Here is a 12,408-nt window from a genome sequence, read left to right as displayed (position 1 = left end):
AAAGATAAGTGTCGAGCCGCCAGGTATTGTTTCAGGCCTTTCCTTTGAACGTATATCCGATACCCTCGACAGCTGTGCGGATGGCTTCTTCCGTAGCAGGGCCTTTGATGGTGAGGGTGCTGGCAGAGGCACTGGCCTTGGCTTTCTCTACGCCTGGCACTTCCTCGACGGCACGGACTACAGCAGCCTCGCAATGGCTGCAATGCATGTCCTCGACACGATAGACGGTCACGTCGGGGTCTAAAGGCTTTTGGGCGGTAAACTTGCTGAAAAACTTCATCATAAGAGCAAATATAATTAATAATGTTAATACTGTGGCGCAAACAATCTTGAACGGATTGGGCAGGGCGGATGTGCTCATGCAGCAAGCATCCTGGGCAGCGACGGAGAAGACGATTCCCGTAGCATTGAGCAGTAGGCCGAATAGGACAGCGAAACCTACTATGGTCATCAGATATATAGAAGTGAAACGGTGTCCCATCGACTTATGAACTACGAGGATAGAGGCGAGATTTACCGCAGGCCCGGCCATCAACATTACTAGTGCCGCTCCTGGTGAGAGTCCCTTCATCATCAGGGCTGCTGCTACGGGGATGCTACCTGTTGAACAGATATACATTGGTATGGCGATGATGAGTATAACCAGCATCTGCAGCAACGGCTGACTGCCGAAACCGAGGAAGAACTCATCAGGCACTGCGACCTGAATCAATGCCGCAACAATAAGTCCGATAAGCAGTCGCAGGCCTATGTCGCGAAGCATATCATAATAGGCATACTTCAGTACGCGCCAAATTCTGTTTCCGCTTTCTACTTGGCATGCAACGGACACGTCCTCCTTCACGTCATCCTCGCGAACCAGACGGTTTACCAGCAATCCTCCACAAACACCAGTGATAAGTGCCGCTGTAGGACGGATAATGGCAAAGCCCAGTCCCATCAGCGAGAACGTGGCCAGAATAGAGTCGATGCCAGTTTGAGGTGTGGCAATCAGAAACGAGGCAATGGCTCCCTTCGACGCCTTCTCGTTCCTCAGACCGATAGCCGTAGGGATGACTCCACATGAACACAGCGGCAAGGGCACACCCAGCAGCGCCGCCCAAACAACGGACAGCTTATTGTTACGCGAAAGATAGTTGGCATAGAACTTCTGCGGCACGAATACGTGCAGCACTCCTGCGATGAAGAATCCCAATAGCAGGTAGGGAGCCATCTCGCAGACCACGCTCAAGAGCGATGTGAAGAAACCCTGTAAATCTATAACCATGTTGCTCTTTTCTTTACTCTGTTATATATTCAAACCAATCAAAATCTGCATATCCATCATCACCCTGGGCAAACAAGCCAAGCATCACGCCTGTGAACCCACCTATCACCTCGGTGGATAGGTAGCGGTAGTCCATCTTGCTGAGTGTGGTGAATGATTTGCCATCGACGGAAACTTGCATGTAGTAATAGTCCTTGTCGGAACTGATGCGTAAGTAAGCCTGTGCGTCTTTCAGTTCAACGGGTCGGTCGTCATGGCTGAGTGCTCCCAGGTGTATGTTCGACTTGGCAAATAGTTTTCCGTTCTTTCGTTCTACAATCACATCATAATGGTTCAGGGGTGCTGCATAGGCCGTGATTCCTGCCTGAGAGCCTTCTGCCAGATGGGATGCGTCAATGAGTGCGGTGGCGTTGAAACGTAGTTCAGTCTGACGTCTTGCCACGAAAGTGGGCGACGTGGCTGCATCAAGAGGCGTAGAAGTGGGACGCAGACGCAACCAGCCCTCCCGCTCAGTAAGAGAGTAGCGGGAATAATCGGGATTACCGATACTCATCCATCCCCAAGGCAATCCAATATTGCTGTAGCTGTCGGCTGGTACATCGCGCTTGACGAAATTGAACTCTTCGCGAACAGGGTCAAGGGGCATTGGAACTTGAGGTAAGGTCTGACATTTCATATTGATGGCCAAAGTGCCGTCACCATTGACCACAGGCCATGCATCCTTGTCCCAACGTACAGGTGCAAGCATCGTCTCGCGCCCCATCACATGCAGGAGGTAACCGCTTGTGCGATAACCCAGGCAAATCATCCACCATGAGGAGTCGGGTGCTTGTATGAGGTCTGCATGTCCGAGTCCTTGAATATTGCTGTTCTGCATCTTCATACTGAAATGCGTCAGGATGGGGTTGGCAGGATTCGATTCATACGGCCCGAACAGAGAACGGCTTCGCAAGATGTTGACGTGGTGACCATGTTCTGTGCCCCCTTCAGCAAGCATCATATAGTAGTAATCGTCTTTCTTGTATATGTGTGGACCTTCAGGATAACGTCCGCCGAGTCCCGTTCCCAAGTGATGAACATCGCCTATACGCCGACCAGTATGAATGTCAATCTCGCAGATGTTGATTTCACCCGGCATGATTCCTGGGCGTGTTTCGTCTGCTGCTGCTTTCCATAAGAAATAGCACTTTCCTTTGTCCCAAAAGAGGGTGGGGTCGCAACTGCCGATGGCAAAGTCAATGAATATGGGGTCGGACCATTCTTTAGATGGGTCGTCTGTCCAGACGTAGAAATGGCGACGTGATGGGAAAATGGTGGTCACCATGTAATAGCGCCCCTCATGATAGCGGATGGTTGGAGCATAGATGCCTGCATTAGTCCAACCCAGTTCAGGCTGGTTTTGTGTGTAAAGCCCCGAGAGGTCAAGCTGCGACTTGCGCGAGAGGCAATTACCTACCTGTTCCCAATGTATCAGGTCTTTGCTGTGAAACACAGGTACTCCTGGAAAATACTGGAACGTGCTGTTGACAAGGTAGAAGTCCTTTCCGTTTGTACACACACTTGGGTCGGCATGAAAGCCGGGAAGCACAGGGTTGCGATAGCCTTGGGCCAGGATGTTCAAAGAAGCTATAACAGCGATAGAGATTGTGAATAACAGTCGCTTGATTTTGCTCTTTGTTTCTATAGCCATATTTTATAATACGTTGAATATTTCAACTGCAAAGATATACTATTTCTTTGATAGAACCAAATGTGTGGTTAAAAAATATGCATTATTCTATATTTTTACTTTAGTTATAAGTTGAAATGGCTTTGAGATAAGGTTATAATTGCCTTTTGAAAAAAGGAAACCAACATTTCTGCTGGTTCCCTCCTGAGTCGATAGGTTTTTCTACTATTACTACTTTGTGTCGAGCCGTTTTCTAATACCCCATGCACGAGGTAGCTCCCAGTGCAGTAACGATCGCAGTCGCGATAGATGCTGTTTTTTGGGGGGAAGATGGGGAAGATATATATATAGGAATATGCGAAAGAAATACCTAAATCTCTCAATCGTCAATGCAAGTGATTTAGGTATTTAATTTTAATATTATATAGAAAACATCTTCCCCATCTTCCCCCTATGGTATGACACTAACGGTGCTGTAGTATAACACCAACAGCCCTTTAGTATCATACTAACTTCCCTATAGTATAACACTATCAGCTCTTATACTATAGGATGGTCGAATCATCATCAACGGCGCCATCTGGCTGCACTTCGCCGTCCGCCCATCAGGCAACAGGCGTAAGATAAGATTTCTGCTTACTTGATGAACTTCACCTTTTCGGCGTTGCGGGGCTTGGCGTTGGGCTGCACTTTCAAAGTGAGCCGTCATGACTCTCATAAGAAGGTTGTAGCAAAGGCAGAGCACATGAAGGGCGTAATGAACACAAAGTGGAATCCGCGTACACGTGAGCTAACTGCCATCTATTACAGACGGCAGTATCGAAGGTTGTTCAAGAATTGATCACTTCACCTCACGTTCCTGAATGATCTTGCCAGATCCCCAAGCCGTGCCGACTTTCTCGCCGACTACACGGTATTCGTTTTTGGCAGAATCGAAGATGACGGGCTGAAGCTTGCCGAGGTCGATGTTACCCTCCTCGTCGAGGATGCTCTCGTCAGCACTCATGTTGACAATCTCGCCAACGACACGGGCACCACCGTTCTCGTCTTCATCGAAGGTCACGACCTTGCACTCCAGCGTCAGCTTGTACTCGTTGATGATAGGTGCATCGACATTGGGACTTGGTGTGATGGTGAATCCCGCTTTAGCCACCTTGTCGGGCACGTCGTTGCCGGACACGATGCCGAAATAGTCGCTCTGAGCAATATCACCCTTCGTGGCAAAACTGATGGTGAAAGCCTTCTTCAGACGGATATTGTCCGTGGTCTTGTGCTTCGAGAGTTCGAAGGTGATGTGTTTGGGGCCACACTGGCCACCCCATGCTGCCATCATCACGTCGGGATTCTTGTTTTCGTCCCATGTAGCAATCATGATGGCGGGCAGTGGTGTGATAACAGCCTTGTCGCTGAAGTTCTTGCGACCCTCAACTGCCTTTACCTCGACTTTCTCCTGAGTAGGATTCTCATTGACGTTTGCCTCACTCTTCTGCTCCTTGTTTCCACAGGCGGCAATGAGCAGTACGCCTGTCAGCACGAGGGCTGATGATTTCATAAAAATCTTCATACCTTTATTCTTTTATTTCTTGTATTTTTCGATCATAGCCCGCAAGGTGGCACCATGATGGCCTTCCTGCTTGGCAAAAATCTCCATCTCGTCGGCAGCCTCGTTCATGCCTGCAGCCCGGAATGCCTGGGCAAACTGGTTCACCTGTTCCTCTCCCTTTTCCTCAGCTGTTGCAAAGTTCTCTGCAATCTGCCAGATGTCGGCATTATACTTGCCGTTGAGCGTGGCATAGAATCCGGCATGAACGGCCTCCTGATTGGCCATCTCTATGAAGGTTTCCGAGACCTCTTCGGGATAGCCTTGCTCCTTTGCCATACGTGCGAGGGCATAGTACGTCATCACTCCTGCGGCTTCTGCCTTGGCGGCTCCGTCGCATAATTTCTCAAAATCTGTTCCTTTTGTAAGTCCGTAAATCATATTGTATTGTTTTATTTAATGTTTTCTGAATTTATTCTTTAACCGTTTATAGCCTTCAACCCCAAGAATCGTCAGACCTCCATACTGGCAGGTCTTGGCCAGTCCGAAGAGCACAGCCCAAAGCACGCCTTTTGCTGTTGTACTGATAGGCAGCAGCATTTGGGCAAAGGACAGGATATAGAAGGGTATGCAGCACATCAGGACGATGACACCTGTCCTGAACGAAAGGGATCGCAGCCACTCTTTGATCTTCATGCCCATTCGAAGTTATCCTTTCCTGCAGCTGTTACAGAGTTTCTTGCAATACTTCCAGCCACCTGTTGACCAAAGGGCGAGGAAGATGAGTACCGGCTGGAAGAACAGTCGGATGAGACGGGCCTGATCGGTGTTGAGACCGAAGGCATCGATATGGTTCACATACTGGTTGATGTTGCCTGGGAAGATGAGCACATAGAAGAGTGCGAGCAGCGCACCGACGAGTGCTTTCTTTTTCCAGAGGAACAACATGCCAAGGCCGAGGGCAATCTCAACCACGCCCGATGCCAGCACGACAAAATCTGTAAAGCCCGGACTGAACTGAAGCCATGTAGGTACTTGTGCTACGAACTCCTGACGAGCTATCGTCAGATGACTGATGCCTGCGTAGGTCATGAAGAGACCAAGTAGCAGACGGAAGCATAATTTGATATATTTCATTTTTGTGTCTGTTGTTTATTTCTTTAATGTTTCGATGATTGAATCTAATTCACTGGCCAGAAGCGTGTAGTCATCCATCTCTTTTATCTGTTTATATCGTTCACGATGCAAAGGTAAGAAGAATGTTTTATATCGCAAGCGATTTATTGAAAACTTTAAGAGAGTTTAACAATATATCGCCTGCGATGTTTTCTTCGAGTACTCTTTAGAAGATGGATGCTACCAATGAATACAGGTAGCTGCCAAAGCTGATGAGTGCCCATATCATCAAGGCTATGAGCAATAGTAGGAAAATGAGGACGATGGCAGACTGCCAAGCTCAGCTAATTGTTCATTGATAGCCTCGCCTTTTGCAATACGACCTTGGTTGATTTGATATAAGAGCCACGAACCCAAAGCTCTAAACTGTTCCATCACGATAATGCTTTATGTGAAAAATGTGTTCATTACGACGGATTGCCCCTGTGGTCAGCGGGGAGAAGCTAAGTTTACAGAGTAAAGTTTTTCTTAAAGAAGTCGGCCAGGGTGTCCCAGGGAATCATGTTCTTGGGTTGGCCCTTGCCCGCTTTCTCCTCGTAGCCGCCGTCGTAGAGGTCGCAATGGGTGGCGTCGGGGATGATGAGCAGCTGCTTGTTCTCAGGGGTGGGGTTGGGCGCACCTGTAAACTTGTAGCCCTCGGCCTTGCCATCCACCATATAGTGATAGGCCGCCTCGCCAAAATAGCGTGAGTGCGCATCGGCCCCGTGCATCACCAGCACGGCAGAGCGTATCTCGTTGATGTAGTAAAGGAACCGGCTGTTGGCATAGGCCTGTGTGCCGATCATGCGCCAGCCGTCGTTGCTATTGCCCGAGCGAGCGTGATAGCCGCGTGGGGTTTTGTAGTAGTCGTAGTAGTCGTGCACAAAGTTGGGCGCCTGTGGTGGCACGGTGTCGGGCACTCCGCCCGCCATCGCCTTGGGATCGGCAAGCCGCTGTTTCGACAGGTTCTCACGGTTTCTGTGTCGCCATTGCTCGTTGTCAAAGGCATCATTATAGTCGTTGCCGCTCACGCGGGTCATGTCGTACATCGTTGAGGCCACGGTTGCTTTTATGCGGGTGTCGCTGGCAGCAGCATTCAGGGCGATGCCGCCCCAGCCGCAGATGCCGATGATGCCAATCTTCTCGGCATCCACCTGGTCGAGCTTCGAAAGGAAGTCGACAGCTGCCATGAAGTCCTCGGTGTTGATGTCGGGCGATGCCGTGCGACGCGGCTCACCGCTGCTCTCACCCGTATATGAGGGGTCGAAGGCCAGCGCCACGAAACCGCGCTCTGCCATCTTCATGGCATACAGACCGCTGCACTGTTCCTTCACGGCTCCAAATGGCCCCGATACCGCGATGGCAGGCAGTTTGCCCTGCGCCGCCTTGGGCGTATAGAGGTCGGCAGCCAGTGTCAGACCATACTGTGTTTCAAACGTCACCTTCTGGTGGTTCACCTTCTCGCTCAGGGGAAACACCTTATCCCATTCCTGTGTCAAATGCAGTGTTGTCATATCTTCTTCTGTTTTAGGTTGCTCTTTGTTGATGCAGGCAGTGAGCATCCCGCTCATCAGCACTGCGGCTAATACTACTTTTTTCTTCATATACCATGTACTTCTTCAGGTAAACACTGCAAAGATACAACGAATATCATCCATCGCCAAATTATTTGAGTAAACGTTCACTTAAATAATGTTAACGACAAGGTGCTGCCATTTCTTCCCTCAAGAAACGGCATTTCTCCAGTTAAGAAACGTAATATCCTGGTTCAAGAAGTGGGTTCTTATGCTTTTACACCGATAATCGTGGCATTCGATGGTTTCATGCGATGGATCTCTGTGTGGATGAAACCGGCCTCGTTGAGCAGCGCCTGCAGCTCCTCTGGCGAATAGACCTTCATACCTTCTACCACATTGGTCCACATGGAGTCGCCTTCAACCACCTCAATCAGAATGGCGAATTTTCCACCCTGTTTCAGCACACGGCGCACTTCCTGAAAACAAGCTGGCAGATGGGGCCAGAAATACACCGTCTCTACCGCTGTAACGAGGTCGAACGTCTCGTCATCGTAAGGCAGCTGCTCTGCAGAACCCTGGCATACGAACACCTGCTTGTTGAGCACACGGGCATTCACCTGCCTGGCTTTTGCCACGCTCTCCTCAGAGATGTCGATGCCATAAACGGTTGAGCCCTGGCTCCGTTTCAGCAGCCGTTGCAAGGTGGCGCCACCACCACAACCGATGTCGAGTATGGTCCAGCCGTCCTGAATACCGACCAGATTCAATCCCCAATTTGTTAACGGTGCATGACAGAGGTTCATAAACTTCAGCATGGCACGTCCCATCCGTCCTTGCGGACAGGCGCAATTGGTAAATAGTTTCTTAAATAATCCCATAACGCTATTCTACTTTACTTCGCTGCAAAGATACGGCGAATAAACCACGTGCACAATACCTAAAAGCGAGTATTTTTGAGAATTGCAGAACGATGGCACAAATGGAAAGTTCGAATAATTATCCTAAAAAGTTTGGTGGATTGGGAAATTATCCATACTTTTGCTTGCCGGGGGGAGGAGGTGTTATAATAACTCATGGAAATGGCAATACAGGTGACATACAGGAGAACCAGGAGGTTGTCGATGCGCATCGTGAAGAATGGCGATGTGCATGTGTCGGCACCCATCGGTTTGCCTCGGAAAGAGATAGAGCGATTTATTGATGAACATCGCGAGTGGATAGCGGAGGCCAGAAAGAAAACGCAGGAGCATCAAGACCGTAGGGCAGCCTTCTACAATCAGTTGCCACTACAAACCAGAGCGCAGGCCAACGAGGCACTCAAACGCCTGAAAAACCTGGTGGAGCCTATGGTGGAGCGCCATGCCCAGGTGATGGGCGTGAAACCGACGGCCATCACCTATAAGGCCATGAAATCGCGCTGGGGGGTGTGCCATGTGAGAACGAGGGTCATCTGCTTCTCGGCCTATCTGCTGCTGTTGCCGGAGTGGTGTGTGGAGCATGTGGTGGTTCATGAGCTGTGCCACCTGCTCGAGCCCAGCCACAATGCCCGTTTCCACGCGTTGATGGACATGTATTTCCCCCGTTGGAAGGAAGCCCGGAAAATGACGCGGCAAATGTCTTATTGAGTATTTCAAATGATATTTGTGCTTTTTAATATTTAATGCCAGAAACAATAATCTGCATTTATTTTATATGGCTGTAAATTTTATGGCTGTAACTTTTCGTTGTAAATGATAGATGTAAATAGTGCGTTGTATGTATTCTTTTCCAAAATGTATCTTATAGAATACAATAAGCGGCAAAATGTTTAATATAACAAACACTTCAAGAATTATTTGTGTGTTAACACATGTTTTTGTCTCTTTTGGCCTGAAAACTGCGCTCCATCTGTCGATATAGTGGGACTTTTGCTGTTTATGCATTCATAATTTGTTAAAAGACCAATATTTTTGCCTCCGTGCTCATATTTTTAGCAAACAAATCATTATCTTTGCACCCTATAGGGCTAATTCGACCTCCTAATCTGGGGTGATCATAGGTATACGGTTTATCTCTACAAGGTACTTGTCAAGTGACTCTTCAGAACGATTGGTGTAATAATAATGTGAAAATCGCAAAAAATCCAATGTCATTCGAAAAATAATTGTTATTTTTGCAGCATAAAATAATCAGCAGACTTTTAGATGATATGAAGAATTTGCTTATTTCCCTGCTGCTCTGTATCCTGGCAATGGGAGCACAGGCACAACGGCAGCCTCGCCTGGAGCATCGTGATAATAGTACGGCTAGGATTGTTGTCAACGACAGGCCTATGCTGATGATTGGTGGTGAGTTGGGTAACTCGTCAGCCTCGACGCCAGAGGACGTGAAGCGTACGTTTTCGCATCTCCACAAGATGGGACTCAACACTGTGCTCGTTCCCGTGTCGTGGGAGTTGATTGAGCCCCAAGAAGGTGAGTTCGACATGGGGACGCTCGACGTGATTCTGAGCGAAGCAAGGCATAACGAACTGAAAGTGGTGCTGTTGTGGTTTGGGGCTTGGAAAAACTCGATGAGTTGCTATGCGCCAGAGTGGTTTAAGCGAGACGTGAAGCGCTTCCCTCGTGCCCATACGTCTGAAGGGGTGCCCGTTGAGGAGGCTTCTTCGCTGAGTAAGAATGTGCTGGAGGCCGACAAGCGTGCCTTCTGTCATGTGATGGCGTATCTACGTGATCATGATGCTTTGGAGCAGACGGTGATCATGGTGCAGGTGGAGAATGAGATCGGTATGATTGAGGTGCCGCGCGACTATTCGGCGAATGCGACGCGGTTGTACCAGAGCGCTGTGCCCAAGCAGCTGACCGACTATCTGAAGAGGCATCAGAAGTCGCTGCACCCTTATCTGAAAGAGAAACTGCAGCCGCAGGCTAAAGCGGGTGCCAACTGGGCGCAGCTGTTTGGGGATGACATCTATACGGAGGAGATCTTCCAGACGTGGACCTACGCCACCTATGTGGAGCAGATAGCCAAGGCGGGACGTGAAATCTACAATCTGCCAATGTACGTTAATGTGGCTCTCAACAGCCGCGACCGGAAGCCTGGGCAATATCCGTCGGGCGGTCCGTTGGCTCATCTCATCGACCTGTGGCATTGTGGGGCTCCATCTATCGATGTGCTGGGGGTGGATATCTACGACAAGGGCATCAAGTCGTGGCTGGCAAAATACCACCAGCCCAACAATCCGCTCTTCGTGCCAGAGATACGACTGGAGGATAAAGACGCGATGTATGCTCTCTACGCCTTCGGGCATCATGGGGCGATGGGGTTCTGTCCGTTCAGCATCGAGAACTATCCGCTCACAACGGTTTCTAATGCTAACGACTGGAAGCAGATGGATCTCTCGCAGGATGATCAGCTCAATGCCTTCTCTGCCGTAGGCACATCGCGGTCGCCGCTTGTGGCATCCTATCAGCTGTTGCGGCAGACAGAGCCGTTGATTCTTGAGCGACAGGGCACGAAGGATATGGATGCCGTGCTGCTCGACAACGAACAGCGAGAGGCTGAGATCGTCACTGCTGATGGTTTCCGCTTCACCATCAGGCATAGTTATTCGCTGGGTTGGGAACCAGGTGCAAAGGGGGCGGAATGGCCAGAGACGGCTTGCATCATCCTAAGACTGGGTAAAGAGGATTATCTGGTGATAGGCAGTGGGGTGGTGGTTACCTTTCAGCAGCGCATCGGGTTGGCGAAATGCGAGGAGGTGGAGATCGTTGATGGCAAACAGCGCATCATCCGTCATCTGAATGGCGACCAGACGCATCAAGGTCGTCATGTGCGCATACCCGTAGGAGCATTCCAGATTCAACATTTCAAATTATACAGATACTGATGAGAAAGAACTTGCTTATTTTCCTGCTACTCTGCCTTCTGACAATGGGAGCGCAGGCACAACTGAAACCTCGTGTGGTGATCTTGACTTACATCGGACAACCGGATCTTGAACCTGATGATACGGAGTCGCTGGTGTATCTGCTTTGCTATTGGAACGACGACCAAAGCAAGTACGCCTTGCCCGCTTATCGCAGAGTCATCATCAAACCGACAGAATGACGAATTTGAAATAGGTGCAGGTAATGACAAATTGATATAACGTAGTCTCATATCACTTTCCCACGCAAAATCTACTTTCCCACGCAGCATCTATATCTTGTTGATATGCTGCTTTTTATAGTTTAAACCGTACAAATGAATTTTGGGAAATAGAATTTCGTGGTTCTTATCCTTTTAGTTCATTGACAGGTCTTCCACTTAACTCGCTCTTCACTCAGAAGAGTATCATCATCTGTTTTGCATTATGCGGTGCAAAGATAACTAATAATCACGAAATAACAAAGAAAAACAGAAGAAAAGTTCTAAAAATCAGAAATTATTATAGATTTTCTTTTGAAATTCAAAATAATTATGTAATTTTGCACCGAATATGAGAATTGTATCACATAGACGATTAGTTGAGTTCTATAGTTCAGAAGGACATGGAGACGCTCAGGCTGCACTTGAACGATGGTATGATATCGCGGAAAAGGCAGAGTGGAAGAACCTGTCGGACATAAAGGCAGACTTCCCAACAACAGACTACGTTGGGAACCAGCATTATGTCTTTGACATCAGGGGCAATAAATATCGTCTAGTAGTGGTCGTGAAGTTCACGATCGGGCATATATTCATTCGATTTGTGGGTACACATAGTGAATACGATAAGATTGACGTTTCAACGATATAATATAAGGAGGTACAAATATGGCAAGGATTACTAAAGAACAATACGAGTTCGCATTGGCAAGGATTGAGGAACTGTTGCCGGTAGTGGATGACAACACGCCTTCCAATGACCGAAATGCAGTAGAGTTGACAATGATGTCAGATGTCGTCATAGACTACGAAAAGGAGCACTATCCCATTGGCAAACCTACCGTTGCCCAGCTGATACAACTTTCTCTGGATGAGAAGAAGATGAGCCAGAAACAATTGGCTTCAGAGATTGGGGTCAGTCCTTCACGCATAAGCGACTATGTTTCAGGTAGGGCAGAGCCAACGCTGAAGATAGCCCGTCTACTTTGTGTCACTTTAGGGATAACACCTGCCGCTATGTTGGGATATTAAGCAAAAGGAAACCTAAAGGGAAAGGAATACGATTATGAACATTCTTAAGAATACAGCCTCGTAATGTTTAACCGAGACGGCATGAGACAGAAATCCGTGTCGCCTCATAACATTTACGAGA

Annotated in this window: 15 protein-coding genes; 6 read left to right on the top strand and 9 right to left on the bottom strand. The window is 48.5% G+C overall.

Translation table 11 applies throughout. The features are described 5' to 3' along the window. Positions 1–31 precede the first annotated feature (31 nt). The 3 genes from T495_RS0112010 to T495_RS16300 all read right to left on the bottom strand — a co-directional run bounded on the left by T495_RS0112010 (position 32) and on the right by T495_RS16300 (position 3,279). On the bottom strand, positions 32–1,267 hold the full coding sequence (locus tag T495_RS0112010) for a permease (RefSeq protein ID WP_033148838.1): 1,236 nt from the start codon (positions 1,265–1,267) through the stop codon (positions 32–34). Between the two features lie 13 nt (positions 1,268–1,280). Continuing rightward, positions 1,281–2,957, bottom strand: coding sequence for a glycoside hydrolase family 43 protein (locus T495_RS0112005; protein ID WP_051652026.1), 1,677 nt, complete (start codon positions 2,955–2,957; stop codon positions 1,281–1,283). Positions 2,958–3,189: 232 nt separating this feature from the next. After that, positions 3,190–3,279, bottom strand: coding sequence for a DUF6486 family protein (locus T495_RS16300; RefSeq protein WP_255347606.1), 90 nt, complete (start codon positions 3,277–3,279; stop codon positions 3,190–3,192). A 300-nt stretch (positions 3,280–3,579) separates the two neighbouring features. On the opposite strand from T495_RS16300, the gene T495_RS15935 reads away from it, so the two are divergent. Then, complete coding sequence (locus T495_RS15935; protein ID WP_155993637.1) at positions 3,580–3,777, top strand: hypothetical protein; 198 nt, start codon at positions 3,580–3,582, stop codon at positions 3,775–3,777. On the opposite strand, the gene T495_RS0111995 is transcribed toward T495_RS15935, so the two are convergent. The 6 genes from T495_RS0111995 to T495_RS0111970 all read right to left on the bottom strand — a co-directional run bounded on the left by T495_RS0111995 (position 3,778) and on the right by T495_RS0111970 (position 8,026). Next, positions 3,778–4,500, bottom strand: a complete 723-nt coding sequence (locus T495_RS0111995; protein ID WP_231495101.1) for a flavin reductase family protein — start codon at positions 4,498–4,500, stop codon at positions 3,778–3,780. A gap of 12 nt (positions 4,501–4,512) precedes the next feature. After that, complete coding sequence (locus tag T495_RS0111990; RefSeq protein WP_033148836.1) at positions 4,513–4,917, bottom strand: ferritin family protein; 405 nt, start codon at positions 4,915–4,917, stop codon at positions 4,513–4,515. Positions 4,918–4,932: 15 nt separating this feature from the next. Next, positions 4,933–5,172: a hypothetical protein gene (locus T495_RS0111985; protein WP_369793255.1), complete on the bottom strand. Its 240-nt coding sequence runs from the start codon at positions 5,170–5,172 to the stop codon at positions 4,933–4,935. A 12-nt stretch (positions 5,173–5,184) separates the two neighbouring features. Beyond that, positions 5,185–5,613 (bottom strand): membrane protein, encoded by a 429-nt coding sequence (locus T495_RS0111980; protein ID WP_033148834.1) that lies wholly within the window; start codon positions 5,611–5,613, stop codon positions 5,185–5,187. A 488-nt stretch (positions 5,614–6,101) separates the two neighbouring features. Next, positions 6,102–7,193 carry an alpha/beta hydrolase gene (locus T495_RS0111975; protein WP_081832118.1) on the bottom strand — a complete coding sequence of 364 codons (1,092 nt, stop codon included), beginning with the start codon at positions 7,191–7,193 and terminating at the stop codon, positions 6,102–6,104. Positions 7,194–7,414: 221 nt separating this feature from the next. Continuing rightward, positions 7,415–8,026, bottom strand: coding sequence for a class I SAM-dependent methyltransferase (locus tag T495_RS0111970; RefSeq protein WP_033148833.1), 612 nt, complete (start codon positions 8,024–8,026; stop codon positions 7,415–7,417). 195 nt (positions 8,027–8,221) lie between these two features. Between T495_RS0111970 and T495_RS0111965 the strand changes: the two genes are divergently transcribed. The 5 genes from T495_RS0111965 (at position 8,222) to T495_RS0111940 (ending at position 12,287) form a co-directional block, all read left to right on the top strand. Further along, a complete protein-coding gene (locus tag T495_RS0111965) occupies positions 8,222–8,773 on the top strand; it encodes a M48 family metallopeptidase (protein WP_033148832.1) in 552 nt (183 codons plus the stop codon). A gap of 563 nt (positions 8,774–9,336) precedes the next feature. Further along, positions 9,337–11,016, top strand: coding sequence for a DUF5597 domain-containing protein (locus tag T495_RS0111955; RefSeq protein ID WP_033148830.1), 1,680 nt, complete (start codon positions 9,337–9,339; stop codon positions 11,014–11,016). Next, complete coding sequence (locus T495_RS0111950) at positions 11,016–11,237, top strand: hypothetical protein (protein ID WP_033148829.1); 222 nt, start codon at positions 11,016–11,018, stop codon at positions 11,235–11,237. The genes T495_RS0111955 and T495_RS0111950 overlap by 1 nt, the downstream gene beginning before the upstream one ends. A 370-nt stretch (positions 11,238–11,607) precedes the next feature. After that, on the top strand, positions 11,608–11,907 hold the full coding sequence (locus T495_RS0111945) for a type II toxin-antitoxin system HigB family toxin (RefSeq protein ID WP_033148828.1): 300 nt from the start codon (positions 11,608–11,610) through the stop codon (positions 11,905–11,907). Between the two features lie 17 nt (positions 11,908–11,924). Beyond that, a complete protein-coding gene (locus T495_RS0111940) occupies positions 11,925–12,287 on the top strand; it encodes a type II toxin-antitoxin system HigA family antitoxin (protein ID WP_033148827.1) in 363 nt (120 codons plus the stop codon). Positions 12,288–12,408 lie beyond the last annotated feature (121 nt).

It is taken from the genome of Prevotella sp. P6B1 (genome assembly GCF_000702825.1).
Lineage (GTDB): Bacteria > Bacteroidota > Bacteroidia > Bacteroidales > Bacteroidaceae > Prevotella.
Note: the sequence above shows the minus strand (reverse complement) of the source record. Positions and strands in the feature narration are given on the sequence as shown.